22 protein-coding genes and 1 pseudogene are annotated in these 17,252 nt (G+C 63.6%); 12 read left to right on the top strand and 11 right to left on the bottom strand.

The window, feature by feature from the left end:
- Positions 1-173: 173 nt before the first annotated feature.
- From ACQ86E_RS06960 to ACQ86E_RS06970, 3 genes are all read left to right on the top strand, one after another.
- A complete protein-coding gene (locus ACQ86E_RS06960; protein ID WP_151648274.1) occupies positions 174-422 on the top strand; it encodes a helix-turn-helix domain-containing protein in 249 nt (82 codons plus the stop codon).
- Positions 423-472: 50 nt separating this feature from the next.
- Positions 473-595, top strand: coding sequence for a hypothetical protein (locus ACQ86E_RS06965; RefSeq protein WP_431204786.1), 123 nt, complete (start codon positions 473-475; stop codon positions 593-595).
- 222 nt (positions 596-817) lie between these two features.
- Positions 818-1,318, top strand: coding sequence for a collagen-like protein (locus tag ACQ86E_RS06970; protein WP_431204787.1), 501 nt, complete (start codon positions 818-820; stop codon positions 1,316-1,318).
- Positions 1,319-1,321: 3 nt separating this feature from the next.
- Here the strand turns inward: ACQ86E_RS06970 and ACQ86E_RS06975 are convergent, their stop codons facing one another.
- Positions 1,322-1,543, bottom strand: coding sequence for a hypothetical protein (locus ACQ86E_RS06975; protein ID WP_431204788.1), 222 nt, complete (start codon positions 1,541-1,543; stop codon positions 1,322-1,324).
- Between the two features lie 98 nt (positions 1,544-1,641).
- Positions 1,642-1,908 (bottom strand): DUF2277 domain-containing protein, encoded by a 267-nt coding sequence (locus ACQ86E_RS06980; RefSeq protein WP_015684182.1) that lies wholly within the window; start codon positions 1,906-1,908, stop codon positions 1,642-1,644.
- A 220-nt stretch (positions 1,909-2,128) separates the two neighbouring features.
- On the opposite strand from ACQ86E_RS06980, the gene ACQ86E_RS06985 reads away from it, so the two are divergent.
- The 3 genes from ACQ86E_RS06985 to ACQ86E_RS06995 are packed head-to-tail and all read left to right on the top strand — an operon-like array spanning position 2,129 to position 3,596.
- Positions 2,129-2,482: a hypothetical protein gene (locus ACQ86E_RS06985; protein ID WP_431204789.1), complete on the top strand. Its 354-nt coding sequence runs from the start codon at positions 2,129-2,131 to the stop codon at positions 2,480-2,482.
- A gap of 45 nt (positions 2,483-2,527) precedes the next feature.
- On the top strand, positions 2,528-2,962 hold the full coding sequence (locus ACQ86E_RS06990; protein ID WP_431204790.1) for a DoxX family protein: 435 nt from the start codon (positions 2,528-2,530) through the stop codon (positions 2,960-2,962).
- A gap of 31 nt (positions 2,963-2,993) precedes the next feature.
- Positions 2,994-3,596 (top strand): MSMEG_1061 family FMN-dependent PPOX-type flavoprotein, encoded by a 603-nt coding sequence (locus tag ACQ86E_RS06995; protein WP_431204791.1) that lies wholly within the window; start codon positions 2,994-2,996, stop codon positions 3,594-3,596.
- Between the two features lie 174 nt (positions 3,597-3,770).
- Here ACQ86E_RS06995 and bfr read toward each other — a convergent pair whose 3' ends face one another.
- Together bfr and ACQ86E_RS07005 are read right to left on the bottom strand one after the other, a co-directional pair.
- Positions 3,771-4,259: a bacterioferritin gene (gene bfr / locus ACQ86E_RS07000; protein ID WP_431204792.1), complete on the bottom strand. Its 489-nt coding sequence runs from the start codon at positions 4,257-4,259 to the stop codon at positions 3,771-3,773.
- A gap of 138 nt (positions 4,260-4,397) precedes the next feature.
- Positions 4,398-4,670 carry a (2Fe-2S)-binding protein gene (locus ACQ86E_RS07005; protein ID WP_431204793.1) on the bottom strand — a complete coding sequence of 91 codons (273 nt, stop codon included), beginning with the start codon at positions 4,668-4,670 and terminating at the stop codon, positions 4,398-4,400.
- A gap of 584 nt (positions 4,671-5,254) precedes the next feature.
- Between ACQ86E_RS07005 and ACQ86E_RS07010 the strand changes: the two genes are divergently transcribed.
- Both ACQ86E_RS07010 and ACQ86E_RS07015 read left to right on the top strand, forming a co-directional pair.
- Positions 5,255-5,593: a hypothetical protein gene (locus ACQ86E_RS07010; protein WP_431204794.1), complete on the top strand. Its 339-nt coding sequence runs from the start codon at positions 5,255-5,257 to the stop codon at positions 5,591-5,593.
- A gap of 239 nt (positions 5,594-5,832) precedes the next feature.
- Positions 5,833-6,117, top strand: a complete 285-nt coding sequence (locus ACQ86E_RS07015; RefSeq protein WP_431204795.1) for a hypothetical protein — start codon at positions 5,833-5,835, stop codon at positions 6,115-6,117.
- A gap of 78 nt (positions 6,118-6,195) precedes the next feature.
- Here ACQ86E_RS07015 and ACQ86E_RS07020 read toward each other — a convergent pair.
- Together ACQ86E_RS07020 and ettA are read right to left on the bottom strand one after the other, a co-directional pair.
- Positions 6,196-7,423, bottom strand: a pseudogene (locus tag ACQ86E_RS07020) (lytic murein transglycosylase).
- 7 nt (positions 7,424-7,430) lie between these two features.
- Entirely contained in the window at positions 7,431-9,080 is a 1,650-nt protein-coding gene (ettA, locus tag ACQ86E_RS07025) for an energy-dependent translational throttle protein EttA (protein ID WP_431204796.1), read from the bottom strand.
- A 233-nt stretch (positions 9,081-9,313) separates the two neighbouring features.
- Between ettA and ACQ86E_RS07030 the strand changes: the two genes are divergently transcribed.
- Both ACQ86E_RS07030 and ACQ86E_RS07035 read left to right on the top strand, forming a co-directional pair.
- Positions 9,314-9,529: a hypothetical protein gene (locus ACQ86E_RS07030; RefSeq protein ID WP_431204797.1), complete on the top strand. Its 216-nt coding sequence runs from the start codon at positions 9,314-9,316 to the stop codon at positions 9,527-9,529.
- A gap of 130 nt (positions 9,530-9,659) precedes the next feature.
- Positions 9,660-10,622, top strand: a complete 963-nt coding sequence (locus ACQ86E_RS07035; RefSeq protein ID WP_431204798.1) for a D-2-hydroxyacid dehydrogenase family protein — start codon at positions 9,660-9,662, stop codon at positions 10,620-10,622.
- A gap of 54 nt (positions 10,623-10,676) precedes the next feature.
- On the opposite strand, the gene ACQ86E_RS07040 is transcribed toward ACQ86E_RS07035, so the two are convergent.
- Complete coding sequence (locus ACQ86E_RS07040) at positions 10,677-11,873, bottom strand: L,D-transpeptidase family protein (protein WP_431206417.1); 1,197 nt, start codon at positions 11,871-11,873, stop codon at positions 10,677-10,679.
- A 364-nt stretch (positions 11,874-12,237) separates the two neighbouring features.
- Here ACQ86E_RS07040 and ACQ86E_RS07045 point away from each other — a divergent pair, with 364 nt between their 5' ends.
- Positions 12,238-12,984: a hypothetical protein gene (locus tag ACQ86E_RS07045; protein ID WP_431204799.1), complete on the top strand. Its 747-nt coding sequence runs from the start codon at positions 12,238-12,240 to the stop codon at positions 12,982-12,984.
- 2 nt (positions 12,985-12,986) lie between these two features.
- On the opposite strand, the gene sseA is transcribed toward ACQ86E_RS07045, so the two are convergent.
- The 4 genes from sseA to ACQ86E_RS07065 all read right to left on the bottom strand — a co-directional run bounded on the left by sseA (position 12,987) and on the right by ACQ86E_RS07065 (position 16,799).
- Complete coding sequence (gene sseA / locus ACQ86E_RS07050; protein WP_431204800.1) at positions 12,987-13,844, bottom strand: 3-mercaptopyruvate sulfurtransferase; 858 nt, start codon at positions 13,842-13,844, stop codon at positions 12,987-12,989.
- A 208-nt stretch (positions 13,845-14,052) separates the two neighbouring features.
- Positions 14,053-14,466 (bottom strand): rhodanese-like domain-containing protein, encoded by a 414-nt coding sequence (locus ACQ86E_RS07055; RefSeq protein ID WP_431204801.1) that lies wholly within the window; start codon positions 14,464-14,466, stop codon positions 14,053-14,055.
- Positions 14,467-14,505: 39 nt separating this feature from the next.
- Positions 14,506-15,423: a hypothetical protein gene (locus ACQ86E_RS07060; RefSeq protein WP_431204802.1), complete on the bottom strand. Its 918-nt coding sequence runs from the start codon at positions 15,421-15,423 to the stop codon at positions 14,506-14,508.
- A 200-nt stretch (positions 15,424-15,623) separates the two neighbouring features.
- Positions 15,624-16,799 carry a vWA domain-containing protein gene (locus ACQ86E_RS07065; protein ID WP_431204803.1) on the bottom strand — a complete coding sequence of 392 codons (1,176 nt, stop codon included), beginning with the start codon at positions 16,797-16,799 and terminating at the stop codon, positions 15,624-15,626.
- 122 nt (positions 16,800-16,921) lie between these two features.
- On the opposite strand from ACQ86E_RS07065, the gene ACQ86E_RS07070 reads away from it, so the two are divergent.
- The gene (locus ACQ86E_RS07070; protein WP_015684163.1) at positions 16,922-17,167 is read left to right on the top strand and encodes a GlsB/YeaQ/YmgE family stress response membrane protein; all 246 of its coding nucleotides are present in this window, start codon (positions 16,922-16,924) and stop codon (positions 17,165-17,167) included.
- Positions 17,168-17,252 lie beyond the last annotated feature (85 nt).

Genomic DNA, 17,252 nt, shown 5'->3' on the forward strand with positions numbered 1-17,252 from the left:
CACCTGTTGCCAATCGCGGCGCCTTCGCGGCATTCCCGAGGTCATCTTGTGCGATGGCCCGCGATTAACCTTTCGTTAACCAAACCCGCCCACCGTAGATCTACGGCTTGGGGGTCGTTTGTTCTCGATCCGCTTCCAACGATGGAAGCGGGCGTTGATCGGGGAGTATGTTGATGACCACTGTTCATGTCGCCGCGTCCGGGCCGGGCGCGCAATTCCTGAGCCCCAACCAGATCGTTCCGCTGCTGATCGGCGCGACCGTCGACGAGGTCGAGCGCGAGCTCGTGCTCCAGACGCTCGCACGCTGCGACGGCAATCGCACCCGCGCGTCGCGCGTGCTCGGCCTGTCGGTGCGCACGCTGCGCAACAAGATCAGAATCTATGCGGCCTCCGGCATCGACGTGCCTGCGTATCACGACTAGCACGCGACCAGGCAACGTAGAGCGGAATGCCGGCGAGAGCTGCAAGCGAGATGATCGCGATCGCCGCCGCGATCATCTCGATGGCGCGGAGCATGAAGGCCGTCATGACGGCCCATGCCGGCTGCGGCTCCTCGGCGAACGCGACCGGCACGACATCGGGCACGAGCAGATGAGCAAGGCCGAGCGACGCCGCAAGGATGACTGCCGACAGGCAGAAGAGTTTCCACGCTGCATGCATCGGGCTCTCCCTGCAATATGTGGCCGCGTATCATTCAGTGACACGGCGCTTCCTGCGGCCGATTGATGTTGATCAAGCGCGCCGCGATGTGCGGGCGGAATTGCTGCTGTCGTCAAACGACGCTAAGTAGCTTGCTTCCGGTCAAGGGAGCAGTGGCGTGGCAGACGAACAGAAAAGGCAGGGACCTCAGGGACCGCGCGGGCGTCAGGGCGAGCCGGGACGGCCCGGACCGCAGGGTCATCCGGGCAAGCGGGGGCCGGACGGCGTGCGTGGCAAGCCGGGACCGCAAGGCAAGCCCGGCGCTGCCGGAAAAGCCGGCGCGCAAGGCAAGCCTGGCCTGCCGGGCAAGGCCGGCGAAGCCGGTCCGCGGGGGCCGGTCGGGCCGCAAGGGCCGGCGGGGCCACAGGGCCCGCGCGGCGAGGCCGGACCGCCCGGCCAGCTGCCGTCGATCGAGCAGGTGCTGCCTTGGCTGGAGCAGCTCTTCGACGCCTGGGATGAACGCCGCCGCCAGCGCGAGCGTGAAGCCGCCGAGCGCGAGGCGCTGGAGGCCGCCGTGCTGGAAACCGACGAGACTTTCGTCGATGACGAGAGCGACGACGGCGAAGACGACGAGCACAGAAAGAAGAAGAAAAAGAAGAAGCATACCCACAAGGACTAGCTGTCACGTCTGCTTCGTCTGATCCTCCCGTCGGGACAGCATGCCCATGCGCTCGAATTGCCAGCGCATGGCGCGGTACCAGAGATAGCCGACCAGCGTGCCGAGCAGTGCCAGGATGACGAGGTTGACGCTGCTGTAGGAGCCGCTCCACCACATCATCCATGCAGTCCACAGCACCGTGAAGGTGACGGCACCTGCTTTGAGGGGAATAAGAGGGCGGCTCATGATCGTGCTCCGGGCTGTCAAAACCCCGGCGGATATCATCGCAAGTTGAGACGCCCCATACCGTGAGCCAGATCACGGAACGGCCGGTTGAGACCGAACTAACCGAACCGCAGCCGCGAACGCTCCCGGGCCTTGTCCGCCTCGACCTCGCGATCCCGCGCCGGCGCATGCGTATGCAGCGAGGTCAGAAGCTTTCGCGCGGCCTCCGAGACCTCGGCCACCGCGCGGTCGAAGGCTTCCTCATTGGCCTGCGACGGCTTGTTGAAGCCGGACAGTTTGCGCACGAACTGCAGCGCGCTCGCGTGAATCTCGTCTTCCGTCGCCGGCGGTTCGAAATTGAACAGCGTCTTGATGTTGCGGCACATGCAGCCTCTCCCGATGTTTCCCTGCAAGACGATCGACCAAGCCGAAATCCTACATCGTGAAGGAAGTCCTTGGCATCCAGCATCTGCGGCAGCGGATCCCTCATATCGCAACGCATCATATGCGGGGTCTCGACGCCGCATATTATTTGAGCATGCATTGAACCGACAGCTCGGGCTTAATCGCGTCAACGATACGAATCGGCGCGCGACGGAGGATCGCATGCACAGGCTTGCGCTGTGCGTTTTGCTGGCCGCAATGATGGCGCTGACGAGCGCCGCATTCGCGTTCGACAATGGCCAATATGACCACGTTCCACCCGACATCCGCGCATGGTTCAAGAGCGTGATCGCGCCGAATGGTGTCCCCTGCTGCGACGTTTCCGACGGCCATCGTACCGAATACGATGTGCGGCACGGCGCCTATTGGGTGCCGATCGAAGGACAATGGATGGAAGTGCCCGAGCGCGCCGTGATCCGCGACCGCGGCAATCCGGTCGGTCAGGCCGTGGTGTGGTACGTCCATCACCGCGGCGCAATCATCATCAGTTGCTTCGTGCCGGCCGACGCCGTGTAATCGGGTTGCGATAGCGCCTGGGTGCCGCGCGTGCTAGTTCGGCTGATGGCATCCGCAACCGATCCGACACGCGCTGTGATGCGCTTTGTCATGGCAGCGTTTTACATGGCGGCCGGCATCGCGCATCTCGGCGTTCCCGACAAGTTTCTCACTATCACGCCCTCTTGGGTTCCGTATGCATCGCAAGTCATCCTTGTCACCGGTGCCTGCGAGATCGCGGGCGCAATCGCGCTGGTGACACGACCACTGCGCTGGTGGGCAGGCGTCGCATTTGCGCTCTATGCGCTTTGCGTGTGGCCGGCTAACATCAAGCACGCCCTGGAGGGCATCGACCTTCCGCCCCTCCCCAACAGCTGGCTCTATCACGGGCCGCGGCTGGCGCTTCAACCGGTCCTGATCTGGTGGGCGTTGTACTGTGGCGACGTGACCGACTGGCCGTGGCGACGCAAGCAAGAGGCTGGCGATCCGGACGGGGACTGATATCCTCCAGTCTGCAATGAAGGAGACGTTCGTGACCGATCTTTGCGCCGAAGACCTTGCCACCATCTATGCGAAGCCAACCCCGCGCGTGATTGCGAAAGCGCGTCCTGCGATCGATACGCATGCGAGGACATTCATCGAGATGTCGCCGTTCTGCGTGCTCGCGACATCGGGCGCCGACGGCAGCGTCGATGCCTCGCCGCGCGGCGGCGGTAATGGCTTCGTCCATGTGGCCGGCCCCAACCAGTTGCTGATGCCCGACCGCGCCGGCAACAACCGGATCGACAGTTTTCGCAACGTCGTCGAAGGCTCCGGCTTCGTACATCTGTTGTTCTTCGTGCCGGGGATCGACGAGACGCTACGCGTCGGCGGACGCGGAACGCTGTCGGCCGATCCGGATCTGCTCGCCTCGATGGTCGAATTCGGCAAGCCGCCGCGCGCGGTGCTGAGCGTCGCCGTCAGTGAAGTCTATTTCCACTGCGGCAAGGCGCTGATGCGCTCGAAACTGTGGGCGCCTGAGAAGGTGCAACGCTCGGTGATGCCGAGCATCACCGAGGTGATCCACGAGCAAACCGGTCTTGGTGAGCCGCAGAGCCAGGACGTCGTGGAAGCACTGTACAAGACGCAGCTGTAGTGGCGCGCAACAGTGGTGTCGTCCCGGACAGGCGAAGCGCAGATCCGGGCCGTATAGCCACAAGGAGCGGTTTGACGAAGACGCGGAGTTGCCGCCTCGCACCACACTTCTCCCCGGGATGATCGGTCCCGGCGTTCGCCGGGACGACATGGGAGTATGTGGCGACGTCAGTGCTTAGTGCCCGTCGCCCTCGAGCCCGCCGACATGCTTCTGGGTGTAGAGTTCGAGGCCGATGCGGCCGATCAGGTCGAGCTGGGTTTCGAGGAAGTCGATGTGGTGCTCCTCGTCGCTCATCAGCTTCTCGAACAGGTCACGGGTGACGTAATCCTTGGCGCTGTTGCAGTAGCCCGCCGCCTCCTGGTAGAGCGCCCGCGCGCTCATCTCAGCCGCGAGATCGCACTCGATGATCTCCTTGACGTTCTGGCCGATGCGCAGGGGATCGAGCACCTGCATGTTCGGGAAACCGTCGAAGAACAGGATCCGCTCGGTAAGCTTGTCGGCGTGCTCCATCTCCTCGATGGATTCCTTGCGCCAGACCTTGGCCATGTCCCGCAGGCCCCAATTGTCGAGGAAGCGGTAGTGCAGCCAGTACTGGTTGATCGCAGTCAGTTCGTGACGCAGCGCCTTGTTGAGATAGTCGATGACTTTTGCGTCGCCCTGCATGATGCACTCCAAATCTAGCGTCCAAATCGGCCGCAAACCGAATTTAGAACGTTTCTAAGTCAGTTTACCCGCGAGGGCAACCGGCTACGGAGACGCAGCCGGGGAAAAGCTCAAGCCAAGGGGATGGAGGTGTGGTGTTCAGCAAGCCGCGAGAGCGAACTGGGTGGGCTCGGCAATCTCGTCATTGGCGGCCACGGTGTGGTTGTGCGGGCAGCCCGAACAGCAGGACTTGGCACAGGGGCCGAGCGCTTCGTCGATGATGGTCTTGATCGTCCGCGCGCAGCGACCGCATTCGGCGCTGCAGCCAAGGCATCCATAGACCTGCTTGGCATGCCGCACAGCGTCGTCGGACTCGGCGACGGCGGCGCGGATGTCGTCATCGCTCAGCACGTTACAGGAACAAACGATCATGGAAGCGGCAGGCCCTTCGGTGATGCGCCATCATCGATATTTAAGCGGCCGCCCGGATGCAAAAGGAAAACCGGTATTTGAAGCTATTCCAAACTGGCCGGGAAACAGCCTAGAACGGCTCTAAAATAGAGAGTTGCGCTGGATCAAGCTTGCGGCGGACCTAGTCGCCGCCACCGCCTCCACCACCATCGCCACCGCCTCCGCAATCCCCGCCACTACCGCCGCTGTCGCTCGTGGAGCAGCTTGCAGCGTCGCTCGAGCTCCCCGAGCTGCCGCTGGAAAACCAGCTCCCCAGGGAGAAGCCGTCGCTGGTTCCCGAATAGCTGTCGCCGCCTCCCCCATCGCCTCCGGTCGCAGCGCGCGGGCGCCGGCCACGGTTCTGGATATGGGTGAACCAGCCGAAGCCGATCGCAAGGACGATCCCGGCAGCAATCAGAGTATTGATCAGCGCGTCGCCCATCATTGCCTCCCTGGCTCGATCCAAACGATTGGTCGCCCCCGGCAAAGGGGCCGTTCATTGATCATTCAAACGAAGTATGGAACTCTGGTTCCCAAACAGTTCCCGTGTGTGAAAGGTCAAGCCAATGAAGAGATCGCTCCTGGCAGTTGCCGCCGTCGCCACCCTGGCCCTGACGGCCGGAACACCGGCCCATGCGCAGCGTGGTGTCGCTGCCGGGGTCGCCGCCGGCATCATCGGCGGCGCCATTGTCGGCGGCGCGTTGGCCTCCCCGTATTATTACGGACCCGGCCCTGCTTACGGATATGGCCCGGGTTACGGTCCCGGTTATTATCCGCCCCGCTACTACGCACCGGGTCCGGGCTATGTCGCCGACGACTATTACGGCGGCGGCTGTGTCTGGCAGAAGCAGCGTTTCTGGGACGGCTATGCCTGGCGCATCCGCCGCGTCCGCGTCTGTGGCTGAGGCGCCTCGAACCGGTTCACCGCGACTGATCCGTTTAAGCCGGTTCGCAACGGGTGCGCCGTTCATCTCCGGGCCTGAAAAAGACCGCTTTTTCTCATCACAGCTCTGCGTGCGTTTACTGCGGATTGACCATTTGCGCGCTTCCTAGCTGCAAGGCCAATTCCATCAGAGTCTGCGTGAACCTTTGAACCCCGGGTGCTCCTAACAAGGAGCGTCCATCTCTCAGGAGAGCCAAGAGTATGAAGAAGATTTTAGTTGCCGCCCTCACGGTTGCGATGGTCGCCGGTTCGCTGGTGACCGCCACGCCGTCCGCCCAGGCCCATGACGGCGTGGGCGTCGGCATTGCTGCCGGCCTGCTCGGCGGCGCGATCATCGGCGGCGCCATCGCGTCGAGCCGTCCCGCCTATGGCGGCCCCGTCTATGTGGCCGAGCCCGGCCCGCCGCCCCCGCCCTGCTACTGGCAGCGCCAGCGCTATTGGGATGGCTACGGCTGGGTCATCCGCCCGGTTCGCGTTTGCTACTGATCTGATCGTGAGGCGCTCAGGAGCGCCGCGATCGAAGCCCGGCCGAGAGCATCGGCCGGGCTTTTCTTTGGTCCGGCGCTATCGCGCAGCCTGGATCGAACGCAGCACCTCTTCGCTCGGCCAGCAATCGACCTTGAGGCCCGCCGACTTCTGATAGGCGCCGAGCGCGGCACGCGTCTGCATCCCGGCCTTGCCGTCGATCTTGTCCTTGTAGAGCCCGACGCGGGTGAGCCCGCGCTGCATGGTCTCGACGTCCCTGGTGCGCAACTGCTTCGAAGCCGCCCACGATGTGGCGAACGGCAACGGACTGGTCATGCGGTCGCTGAGATGGCCGACGAACAGCACGTAGAGGTCGGAGAAATTGTATTCCTTGATGACGAAATAGTTCTTCGTGGTCAGGAACGCCGGACCGTAGATGCCTTCAGGCTGGAGCAGCGAGGCCGGTTGCGCCTGCTCGGCCGCACTGAGCTTTTGTCCGCGCACCGGTACAAAACCCTCGCGCAGCCACTGGCCGATCGGCTTCGTCACCTCCGGCACGCCGACAGTGCAATCGACCTTCGCTGGCGCCTGCACCTCGTAGGCCCAGCGCACGCCGGTCTGCCAGCCCTTGTTGACGAGCTGCTGCGCAGCGGACGCCAGCGCATCCGGCACCGAATGCCAGATGTCGATGCGGCCGTCGCGATCGAAGTCGACGCCGTGCTTGTAATATTCGGACGGCAGAAACTGCGTCAGCCCGGTGGCGCCCGCCCAGGACGAACGCATGTCCTTGCGCGTCACGACGCCGTCGCCGAGGATTTTCATCGAGAGGATGAACTCGCCCCGATATGTATCCTTGCGCCGGCCGACATAGGCCTGCGTCGCCAGCACGCGGACCAGATCATACGGCAACGTGTAGCGCCCATAGTCGGTCTCGCGGCCCCAGATCGCGAGCATGACGGTCGCAGGGACGCCGGAGCTTTTCTCGATCTCGGTCAGCGAGGTGCGATATTTCTGCAGCAACCGCTGCCCCTCGCCGGCGAGCCGCGCGATCGAGGCTTCCTTGACGTAGTCGGCAGGCACCTGCACGAACTCGGCCTGCGACGGCGCGCCGGTCGCGGGCCGTCCGGGCAGGATCAGATCCGGCAGCTTGTAGTCCGGCTCGAGCTCCGCGCGTCTCTCGATCGAATGTCGCACGCGAGACGCCAGCGGCCTGCACTTCCGGCCAGAGCGAGGCGATGAACTGCGTGAAGGCGGCATCGGCGGCGCGGGCGGACGACCAGCCGCAGGTGACGACAATCACCGCAGCGATGAGCGCCCGCCGCATCATACCGGCATCACCGCGTCAGCTTCTTGTACTTCACGCGGTGCGGAATGATGCTGTCCTGGCCGAGCCGGCGCATCTTGTCCTTTTCGTAGTCCTGGAAATTGCCCTCGAACCATTCGACATGGCTGTCGCCCTCGAAGGCCAGGATGTGGGTCGCGATGCGGTCGAGGAACCAGCGGTCATGGCTGATGATGACGGCGCAGCCGGCGAAGTCCTCCAGCGCCTCTTCGAGCGCGCGCAGCGTGTCGACGTCGAGATCGTTGGTCGGTTCGTCGAGCAGCAGCACATTGCTGCCGGACTTCAGCATTTTTGCAAGATGCACACGGTTGCGTTCGCCGCCGGAGAGCGCGCCGACCTTCTTCTGCTGGTCGGCACCCTTGAAGTTGAACGCCGAGCAATAGCCGCGCGAGTTGACTTCCTTCTTGCCGAGCAGGATCAACTCGTTGCCGCCGGAGATCTCCTCCCACACGTTCTTGTTGCCGTCGAGCGCATCGCGGGACTGGTCGACATAGCCGAGATGCACGGTCTCGCCGACCGTGATGGTGCCCTTGTCCGGCGTCTCCTGCTTGGTGATCATCTTGAACAGCGTGGTCTTGCCGGCACCGTTCGGGCCGATCACGCCGACGATGCCGCCGGGCGGCAGCTTGAAGGTGAGATCGTCGATCAGGAGGCGGTCGCCAAAGCCTTTGCTGAGACCTTCGAAGTCGACGACGTTGGCACCAAGCCGCTCGGCCACGGGAATGATGATCTGCGCGGTCTGGGTCTGTTTCTCGCTCGCCTGCTTGAGCAGATCCTCGTAGCGCTGGTAGCGCGCCTTGGACTTGGCCTGCCGTGCCTTCGGCGACGAGGCCACCCATTCCTGCTCGCGCGCCAGCGTCTTCTGGTGCGCGGCGTCCTCGCGGCCTTCCTGCTCCAGCCGCTTCTGCTTCTGAACCAGCCAGGACGAATAATTGCCCTCGTAGGGAATGCCCTTGCCGCGGTCGAGCTCGAGAATCCAGCTCGTGACGTTGTCGAGGAAGTAGCGATCATGGGTGACGATCAGGATCGCGCCGGGATAGTTGCGCAAGTGGCCTTCCAGCCACGACACCGACTCGGCGTCCAGATGGTTGGTCGGCTCGTCGAGCAGCAGCAGCTCGGGCTGGTCGAGCAGCAGCTTGCACAGCGCGACGCGGCGGCGCTCGCCGCCGGACAGTTTCGTGACGTCTGCATCGTCAGGCGGGCAGCGCAGCGCGTCCATGGCCTGGTCGACCTTGCTGTCGAGATCCCAGAGGCCCTGCGCCTCGATCTCGTCCTGCAGCTTGGTCATCTCGTCGGCGGTCTCCTCGGAATAATTCATCGCCAGCTCATTGTAGCGATCGAGGATGGCCTTCTGCTTGGCGACGCCCAGCATGACGTTCTCGCGCACGGACAGCTTGGCGTCGAGCTGCGGTTCCTGCTCGAGATAGCCGACGCGGGCACCCTGGGCGACCCAGGCCTCGCCGTTATACTCCTTGTCGAGGCCGGCCATGATCTTGAGCAGCGTCGACTTGCCCGAGCCGTTGACGCCGAGCACGCCGATCTTGGCGTCGGGGTAAAACGACAAATGGATGTTATCGAGCACCTTCCGGGTCGGGTAGCTCTTGGTCAGGCCCTGCATGAAATAGATGAACTGGCGCGCCATCGGTCCCGTGAAACCTTCAATTTGAGGAGATTTGCTTAGCCAGCGATGTAGCGATCCCGCCCCCAAAGGGCAATGTTTTCCCTCCGTTCACCACGGATGAATACCGGACGGACACCATCCGGACCCCGATCGGGACAATTGAAACCTTCTTTTAATAAATCAGGCCAAAGCTCGGTTTCGCGCGGAAACAGCGCCGCCCGCTCAGAACGAACGGGAGCAAAGCGAGGTCCGTCATGGCTCTGGTCGAAACCAACTCACTTCCCGTTCCGGCAGAGGCCGGCACGCCCTCCGTGCTCGTCGCGGAGATCAAGGGCTTCTGGAAGCGCTTCTTCGCCACTGCGTTCAATCCCTACCGGCCCGAGTTGCACTACATGCGCGGCCCCGGCCCCGCTTGGCGCGCCAAGCACGGTATGGATGCGCCGGTCCGGCTCAAGCGCCGCGACCTCTGAGCCCTCTCTCCTGTCGAATTTTTGAAGACGCGAGCGGCTTGCGCGCAAGTGTGATTGCGCGCAACCATGGCCCGGTTCCGACGATGGCGCCCCGCCTGGCGCCGTCAGCTCTCGCCATGGATGAACGCTGATGACGCGGCTGCGCTGTGCAATTCTCGACGACTATTTCGACCTCGCCCAAGACGTCGCCGACTGGCCGAAACTGTCCGACCGCGTCGACGTCACCGTGTTCAGCCATCCCTTCGCCTCGGAGCAGGCCGCGGCAAGCGCGCTGGCCGATTTCGACATCATCTGCGCGATGCGCGAGCGCACGGCATTCCCCAAGAGCCTGTTCGACAAGCTGCCCAAGTTGAAGCTGCTGCTGACGTCAGGCATGCGCAACGCGTCGATCGACATGGAGGCCGCGAAGACGCGCGGCGTCGTCATCGGCGGCACGCAATATTCGCGCGATCCGACCGCCCCGCTCACCATGGGCCTGATCCTGGAACTGACCCGCGGCATCGGCCGCGAGAATGCGCGCATGCACGCGGGCGAGCCCTGGCAGACCTTTGCCGGTGTCGAGATCGAGGGCCTGACGCTCGGCGTCGTCGGGCTCGGCAAGCTCGGCAGCAAGATGGCTGATATCGCCAAGGCCTTCGGAATGAACGTGATCGCCTGGAGCCCCAACCTGACGCCGGAGAAGTGCGCGGCGGCCGGGGTCGGCTACGCCACCAAGGAGGAGCTGTTCGCCAAGGCCGACATCGTCACCATCCACGTGGTGCTGAGCGAGCGCTCGCGCGGACTGGTCGGCGGCGAAGATCTTGCGCGGATGAAGCCGACGGCATTCCTGGTCAACACCGCGCGCGGCCCGATCGTGGACGAGCAGGCGCTGCTTGAAGCCCTGCAGCAGCGGAAGATCGCAGGTGCCGGCCTCGACGTGTTCTCGGTCGAGCCGCTCCCGGTCGACCATCCCTTCCGCAAGCTCGACAATCTCGTGCTGACGCCGCATCTCGGCTACGCCACCGAGGACGGCTTGCGCATTCACTACGGCCAGATGGTCGAGGCGATCGACGCCTTCACCAAAGGCGGCGAGCTGCCGCGGAAGCTGGCCTGAAAGGACGAAGGGCGCGCCGATGGCACGCCCTTCTTAATTTGAATTTCGAAGCGCTTAGCGCACGGTGACCGGCGCGGGCAGCGGCGGCACCACGGTTGGCTGGGTGCCCGGAACGGGGCCAGCCTGGGCGGCCATCGGAGCCGGACCAGCGGCACCGGGCACGGGGGCCGCGGACGCAGTCGCCGTTCCCGGCGGCGGGCCACCCGGCATCACCACCACGCGGGTGCCGACCTTGGTGCGCTCGAACAGATCCGAGACGTCGTCGTTCAGCATGCCGATACAGCCGGAGGAGACGAACTTGCCGATCGTCGAGGGCTGGTTGGTGCCGTGAATGCGGTACACGGTCGAGCCGAGATACATGGCGCGGGCGCCGAGCGGATTGCCGGGGCCGCCAGCCATGAAGCGCGGCAAATAGGGCTGGCGCTCGATCATCTCCGTCGGCGGATGCCAATCCGGCCACTCGGCCTTGCGGGTGATCTTCTGCACGCCGGTCCAGGTGAAGCCGTCGCGGCCGACGCGGACGCCGTAGCGGATCGCGCGGCCGTTACCGAGCACGTAATAGAGATAGGTGTTCGGGGTATCGACGATGATCGTCCCGGCCGGCTCCTTGGTCACGAGCGAGACTTCCTGACGGCGCAGGTTCGGCGGCAATTGCGCCGGTGCGGCATCGGGCTGCTCCTCGGGCGGCAGCGAGGCGATCGCCATCGGGCGGCCGTCGGCGCCGACGGGCGGCTGCCCTGCCTGAACCGTTCCGGTCGCGGCGGGACCACCTACCGCCTCCGGCGGACGCAGGCCGTCCCTGCCGGGGGCCTGCTGGGCCGGACGATCGGCATAAATCACCGCAGGCGGACCGGCGGGGCGGCCGTAGCGAGGATCATCGGGTGACATTACGGGGCCCTGCGCCGGGGCCGCCGAATAGACCGGAGAACCGGCCGGACGGCCATAACGCGGATCATCCGGCGACATCACCGGACCCTGCGGCGGGGCGGCCGAATAGACCGGGGGAGCGCCGGACGGGCGGCCGTAGCGCGGATCGTCGACCGGACCGGGCGGCGGCAGCGACGCCTGCGGCATCGCGTCGTCCTCGTCTTCCAGCGCGTCGAAATTCGGGGTGCGATCGCCGGGGCGATACTCGGTCGGGGCGCCATAGCTCGGCGCCTGCTGGACCGGATAGCTCTGGGCCTGTGCGAGCGAGGTTCCCGCCGCAGCGACTGTTGCGGCAGCGCATATCGTCAGAAAATGTTTGATCATCATCGCTCTTATATAGTCCCCGGGCCCATCCGGACCGTTACGGCCAGATGACCGAAGATAGCGGCACATTCAAGACATGACAGGCGGATTTGCGCCCGATTTTCCTATTTGTGATCCTCGGGGACCGTTGCCCCGTTGCATCACGGGGGCGGAAATCAACTCATGCCGTGGATTGCCGGAGTGGCCGGCCCGTTTTTTAACGAAGCGGCCCGGAATCGTTGCGGTATGTTCGAATCAGCCTGATTCGCCATCGCTTTGAGCTCCGATTCCGCACGGCGAACGCGGCCATCAGTACCGTCACCGCGTTCATATGGCTCATGGGTCCCGGCCGCCAACCGCCGGGGCGGAAATTCGTAACCCTTCGATGCTTCCCGGCTTTCGCTTCCTGTTTGCCGCGATCCTGCTGTCAACCTCCATCCTGGTGTTCGGCCTAGGTGCCGCCGCGTTGCTGCGGGCGAGCCATCAGCAGTATGTCGACAACCCGTCCTGGCGGAACGGCCCGCAGGAGCAGGTCTTCGCACAGGCCCCCGAGCCGGCCCAGCCGGTGCTCGCCGCCCTGCGCGTGGAGCCCGCCGCCACCGAGGCGACGCCGACGATCCGGGACCGGATCCCGAGCATCGGTCTGCCCGCGGTGGAAACCGGCCTTGAGCCGATGGCCCCCGTCACGCTCGAGGCCAAGGTCCAGCCTGAGCTCCAGGTTTCCGCCATCGCACCGGCAGCGGAGGTAGTTGCACCCGTCGCGGAAGCGCCGGCCCTCGAGCCGGCGAAGAGTGACGCTCAAGCGCCCACCGACACACTCACGCGAGCCGACACGACGGTCTCCACCGCGCCGGCCCGGGCGACGAGCGCCACCGAAGTGCCGCGAACCGCGACACCGGCACTGGCATCGCGCGTGGCGGACATCGCAGTGGCCAGGATCGCCGCGCTGAACGAGCTCGCGCCGGCGAAGACCAAAGCTGACAGCGCTGCACCAGAGAGCAAGCCGCGCGCGCAGAAGCCGAAGAAGCGTCGCCGTATCGTCCGGCGCCCGCCGCCGCCGGCCCAGCAGCTCGATCCGTTCGGGCAGCCGCAGCCCGCGCTCGCCGCAACGACGACCGCGCGCGCGCGTTGAGCTCAAGCCGGCCCGGTCGCGATCGGCGGGCCTTTGTCCTGGCCCCATTCCGACCACGAGCCGTCATAGAGCGCGGTGTCGGTGATGCCCAGGCGATAGAGCGCGAGCGTCAGCACCCCCGCCGAGACGCCGGAGCCGCAGCTTGTGACGATCGGTGCATCGAGCTTGACGCCCGCACCCGTGAAGGCGGCACGCAGATCCTCGAGCGGCTTCATCGTGCCGGTCGCGGCATCGAACAAGAGATTGTAGGGCACGTTGCGGGCACCCGGGATGTGGCCGGAGCGGATGCCCGCGCGCGGCTCGGGCGCGCGGCCCTCGAACCGGTCGGCGGCGCGCGCGTCGATCACCTGCTCGGCACGGCTTTCGACGTTTGCGACGAGTTGCTGCATGCTGCGCACGCGCTTTGAATCGTAGCTCGCCTTGAAGCTCGCGGGCTTCGGCTTCACCTCGCTGCTCTCGACCGGACGGCCCTCGGCACGCCATTTCTTCAGGCCGCCATTGAGGATGCGCACGTTGCCGTGGCCGAAGGCCAGAAACATCCACCACGCGCGAGGCGCGGCGACCCAGCCGCCGGCATCGTAGAGCACGACGGTGTCGCTATTTCCGATGCCGAGATTGCCGACGTCACGGCCGAACTGCTCGGCGCTCGGATACATGTGCGGCAGCGGGTTGGAATGATCAGACACCGCATCGACGTCGAAGAACGCGGCGCCCGGCAGATGCGCGGCGAGATAATCGTCCTTCGGCAGCGGCAGCACGCCCGGCAGCTTGAAGCTGGCGTCGAGCACCTTGACGTTGGCGTCGTCGATGTGGGCGGCGAGCCATTCGGTGGAGACGAGGGGATCGGTGGCGTTAGTCATTCAAGCAACTCCTTGTCGTCATTCCAGGGCGAGCAGCGCGAGCGAGGTGGAAGCAATGCGCGTCAAACTCCGCTGTCATCGCCCGGCTCGAGCCGGACGATCCAGTATTCAGAGGCGGTCGTGATTGAGCCGAGAGGCCGCGGCGTACTGGATTCCCCGCCTTCGCGGGGAATGACACCGGAGATGGGAGCGAGAGCGAAGCACCCCCTCAGCCCTTCTTCTTCGGCTCCCACTGCTCCGTCGGTCCGCCGGCGTCGCGCCAGGCGGCGTAGCCGCCGCCGATGTGGGCGACGGGCTTGAGGCCCATGTCCTTTGCGGTCTTGGCCGCGAGCGCGGAGCGCAGACCGCCGGCGCAGTGGAACACGAACTTCTTGTCTTCCTGGAAAACCGGCTTGGCATACGGGCTCTGCGGATCGATCCAGAATTCGAGCATGCCGCGGGTGCAGGCGAAGGCGCCGGGAATGCGGCCGTCGCGCTCGATCTCGCGGGGGTCGCGGATATCGACGATAACGACATCGCCGTTTTTCGAGATCTCGATGGCGTCCTTGGCGGTGAGCGTCTCGATCTCGGCATTGGCCTCGTCGATCAGCGCCTTGATGCCGCGAGTGATGTTTTGGGGCATTATCGTTCCGCCTTAAAGCAACGCGATTCAGAATCGAGACTAGCCAGACACCGATCGAAATATCATCAGCGGTGTTATTCCGAACATCGCATTTGGTCGCCCCATCACTTGCCTAACAGCGGGTGCCAATAGACTGAGTGCCGCCAGCATTGGATTGAAACCGTTCGAATCCTGCACTGCTGTTGATTCTTCATTGGGTTTTGCATCCAAGATGCCAACCAAGTTCCATTCGCCAATCAGCTCGACGCCGTGTTGAAGCAATAGATCTCCCGAACTCACAACCATACACTCACTCTTGAGAGTGCACCATACCGAGTCCCCTTGCGCGGTCTTAATCGTCGATTGAACAGTCATAGGATAATTCGAAATTAGCTCTATGCCCAGCTCCATTTCAGACGGAGGCGACGCGGGCTGACGATTTGGCCTTGCTCGTCGTTCTGCGCGATTTCCAACTTCTTGACTAGGAAGGGCCTGGCTCAGAAGCGACCGCTTTAACAGATCGTTTGACAGAATAGATTTCATTATCGAAAGATCTACTATCGATAAAGCTCCAACGGTCAAAACAAACTGGCCTATGCCGGTGCGGGCGAGATGACGCTGCAGTAAATTTCGGTCATGTAAGAAGTCTAATAGGGTTAGCGCGTTGGCCCAAAGTGGATCGTAAACGCGCTCACTAGCTTCGGTGCCGCCGATATCGGGCGTGACGTTGAAACCCAAACTTCCATTACCACCCGTTCCCAAAAGGCTCGCACCGCCGCCAACATTGACAGCAAAGCCCCTCTTTGCATTTTTGGTAACGCCCTCTCGTTGTACTACCTTCTCAAGATGCCCTGCATCGTCAAATTGGGAAAGAAAAGAGCCGATGCGGCGAGTATCGCAATACAAGAAATCATAGACGGAATCGCTTTGAGGTCCGACGAGCTCCCCTTCGGATACTTGTCCTGAGTTCTGCGACATATTTTTCTATCTCCTCCCCTTCACCGCCAACTTGAGTTCGCCCTTCATCGACCTCCGAATCGGTTTGCGATCGAACGGGAACTGCCGAAGTACTCGACGGCGGAATCTTCCGGCTCTTCTGCTTTTTGGCTTTCGCCATTAGGGTCGCTTCCGATTTCCTCGAAGCAAAAAACCAATAAGGTTGGTGAACACGAAACAATTTAGCGAACCAACTCCCGCATTGCACCTTCGAGACCTTCGATCGTGATCGGGAACATGCGGTTCGCGAAGATGCGTTTGATGATCGTGGTCGATTCCGAATAGTCCCAGTGCTTCTGGGCAACCGGGTTGAGCCACACCGCATGCGGATAGGTGCGGATGATGCGGTCGAGCCAGACCGAGCCGGGCTCCTCGTTGACATGCTCGACCGAGCCGCCGGGCACCATGATCTCGTAGGGGCTCATCGAGGCGTCGCCGACGAACACGATCTTGTAGTCGTGCGGGTATTTGTGCAGCACGTCCCAGGTCGGGGTGCGGTCGGTGAAGCGGCGCTTGTTCTGCTTCCACACGCCTTCATAGAGGCAGTTGTGGAAGTAGAAATATTCCATGTGCTTGAACTCGCTCTTCGCCGCCGAGAACAGCTCCTCGACCTGCTCGATATGCGCGTCCATCGAGCCGCCGATGTCGAAGAACACCAAGAGCTTCACCGCATTGCGCCGCTCGGGGCGCATGTGCACGTCGAGATAGCCGTGATTGGCGGTCTCGCGAATGGTGGTGTCGAGATCGAGTTCGTCGGGCGCGCCGGTGCGCGCGAACTTGCGCAGGCGACGCAGTGCCACCTTGATGTTGCGGATGCCGAGTTCGACATTGCCGTCCAAATCCTTGAACTCGCGCTTGTCCCACACCTTCACGGCGCGGTTGTTGCGGTTCTTGTCCTGGCCGATGCGGACGCCTTCGGGATTGTAGCCGTGGGCGCCGAACGGCGAGGTGCCGGCCGTGCCGATCCACTTCGAGCCGCCCTGGTGACGGCCCTTCTGCTCTTCGAGGCGCTTCTTCAGCGTCTCCATGAGCTTGTCCCAGCCCATGGCCTCGATCTGCTTCTTCTCTTCCTCGGACAGGTACTTCTCGGCGAGCTTTTTCAGCCACTCCTCGGGGATCTCGGCCTTCTCCATGGCGTCGAGCAGGCTTTCCAGCCCCTTGAACACGGTGCCGAAGACCCGGTCGAACTTGTCGAGATTGCGCTCGTCCTTCACCAGCGAGGTGCGGGACAGATAGTAGAAATTCTCGACCGAATAGTCCGCAAGGTCGGCGTCGAGCGCCTCCATCAGCGTGAGGTATTCGCGCAGCGTCACGGGGACCTGCGCATCGCGCAGAGAGGTGAAGAATTGCAGGAACATGGGTGACAGATTGCCCGTCGGGGGACGAACGTCAAGGGGCGCAGGCCCCCGCGGAACGCTGGACCGGCCGGCTTTTGCTCTAGAATTGACCATCTCACGGGGTTGTTCTGGGGACGTTTGCAATGGGAATTCTCGCAGCGCTCATCATCGGCGCGATCGCAGGCTGGCTTGCCGGCAAGATTGTCCATGGGGCGGGATTTGGGCTGGTCGGCAACATCGTGGTCGGCATCATCGGTGCCCTCGTTGCGAGCTATGTGCTGCCTCAGCTGCACATCGGGCTCGCCACCGGAACGGTGGGCGCCATCGTGGATGCCACGATCGGCGCAGTGATTGTGCTCGTGATCCTTTCGCTGATAAAACGGGTCTGAAAGCCTGACCGAACCAGGAACGGCCGCCATGCGCGGCCGTTCCCATGTCGCGACCAGGGCCCAACCTGGGACGACGACCAACAAG

Origin of the sequence: Bradyrhizobium betae (assembly GCF_050632175.1) — a bacterium.
Lineage (GTDB): Bacteria > Pseudomonadota > Alphaproteobacteria > Rhizobiales > Xanthobacteraceae > Bradyrhizobium > Bradyrhizobium betae_B.

Excerpts from the sequence above, each read along its gene's own strand:
- ACQ86E_RS06960 (WP_151648274.1), top strand. The coding sequence starts at position 174 with ATGACCACTGTTCATGTCGCCGCGTCCGGGCCGGGCGCGCAATTCCTG.
- ACQ86E_RS06965 (WP_431204786.1), top strand. The coding sequence starts at position 473 with ATGATCGCGATCGCCGCCGCGATCATCTCGATGGCGCGGAGCATGAAG.
- ACQ86E_RS06975 (WP_431204788.1), bottom strand. The coding sequence starts at position 1,543 with ATGAGCCGCCCTCTTATTCCCCTCAAAGCAGGTGCCGTCACCTTCACG.
- ACQ86E_RS06980 (WP_015684182.1), bottom strand. The coding sequence starts at position 1,908 with ATGTGCCGCAACATCAAGACGCTGTTCAATTTCGAACCGCCGGCGACG.
- ACQ86E_RS06985 (WP_431204789.1), top strand. The coding sequence starts at position 2,129 with ATGCACAGGCTTGCGCTGTGCGTTTTGCTGGCCGCAATGATGGCGCTG.
- ACQ86E_RS06990 (WP_431204790.1), top strand. The coding sequence starts at position 2,528 with ATGGCATCCGCAACCGATCCGACACGCGCTGTGATGCGCTTTGTCATG.
- bfr (WP_431204792.1), bottom strand. The coding sequence starts at position 4,259 with ATGCAGGGCGACGCAAAAGTCATCGACTATCTCAACAAGGCGCTGCGT.
- ACQ86E_RS07005 (WP_431204793.1), bottom strand. The coding sequence starts at position 4,670 with ATGATCGTTTGTTCCTGTAACGTGCTGAGCGATGACGACATCCGCGCC.
- ACQ86E_RS07010 (WP_431204794.1), top strand. The coding sequence starts at position 5,255 with ATGAAGAGATCGCTCCTGGCAGTTGCCGCCGTCGCCACCCTGGCCCTG.
- ACQ86E_RS07015 (WP_431204795.1), top strand. The coding sequence starts at position 5,833 with ATGAAGAAGATTTTAGTTGCCGCCCTCACGGTTGCGATGGTCGCCGGT.
- ettA (WP_431204796.1), bottom strand. The coding sequence starts at position 9,080 with ATGGCGCGCCAGTTCATCTATTTCATGCAGGGCCTGACCAAGAGCTAC.
- ACQ86E_RS07030 (WP_431204797.1), top strand. The coding sequence starts at position 9,314 with ATGGCTCTGGTCGAAACCAACTCACTTCCCGTTCCGGCAGAGGCCGGC.
- ACQ86E_RS07035 (WP_431204798.1), top strand. The coding sequence starts at position 9,660 with ATGACGCGGCTGCGCTGTGCAATTCTCGACGACTATTTCGACCTCGCC.
- ACQ86E_RS07040 (WP_431206417.1), bottom strand. The coding sequence starts at position 11,873 with ATGATCAAACATTTTCTGACGATATGCGCTGCCGCAACAGTCGCTGCG.
- ACQ86E_RS07045 (WP_431204799.1), top strand. The coding sequence starts at position 12,238 with ATGCTTCCCGGCTTTCGCTTCCTGTTTGCCGCGATCCTGCTGTCAACC.
- sseA (WP_431204800.1), bottom strand. The coding sequence starts at position 13,844 with ATGACTAACGCCACCGATCCCCTCGTCTCCACCGAATGGCTCGCCGCC.
- ACQ86E_RS07055 (WP_431204801.1), bottom strand. The coding sequence starts at position 14,466 with ATGCCCCAAAACATCACTCGCGGCATCAAGGCGCTGATCGACGAGGCC.
- ACQ86E_RS07060 (WP_431204802.1), bottom strand. The coding sequence starts at position 15,423 with ATGTCGCAGAACTCAGGACAAGTATCCGAAGGGGAGCTCGTCGGACCT.
- ACQ86E_RS07065 (WP_431204803.1), bottom strand. The coding sequence starts at position 16,799 with ATGTTCCTGCAATTCTTCACCTCTCTGCGCGATGCGCAGGTCCCCGTG.
- ACQ86E_RS07070 (WP_015684163.1), top strand. The coding sequence starts at position 16,922 with ATGGGAATTCTCGCAGCGCTCATCATCGGCGCGATCGCAGGCTGGCTT.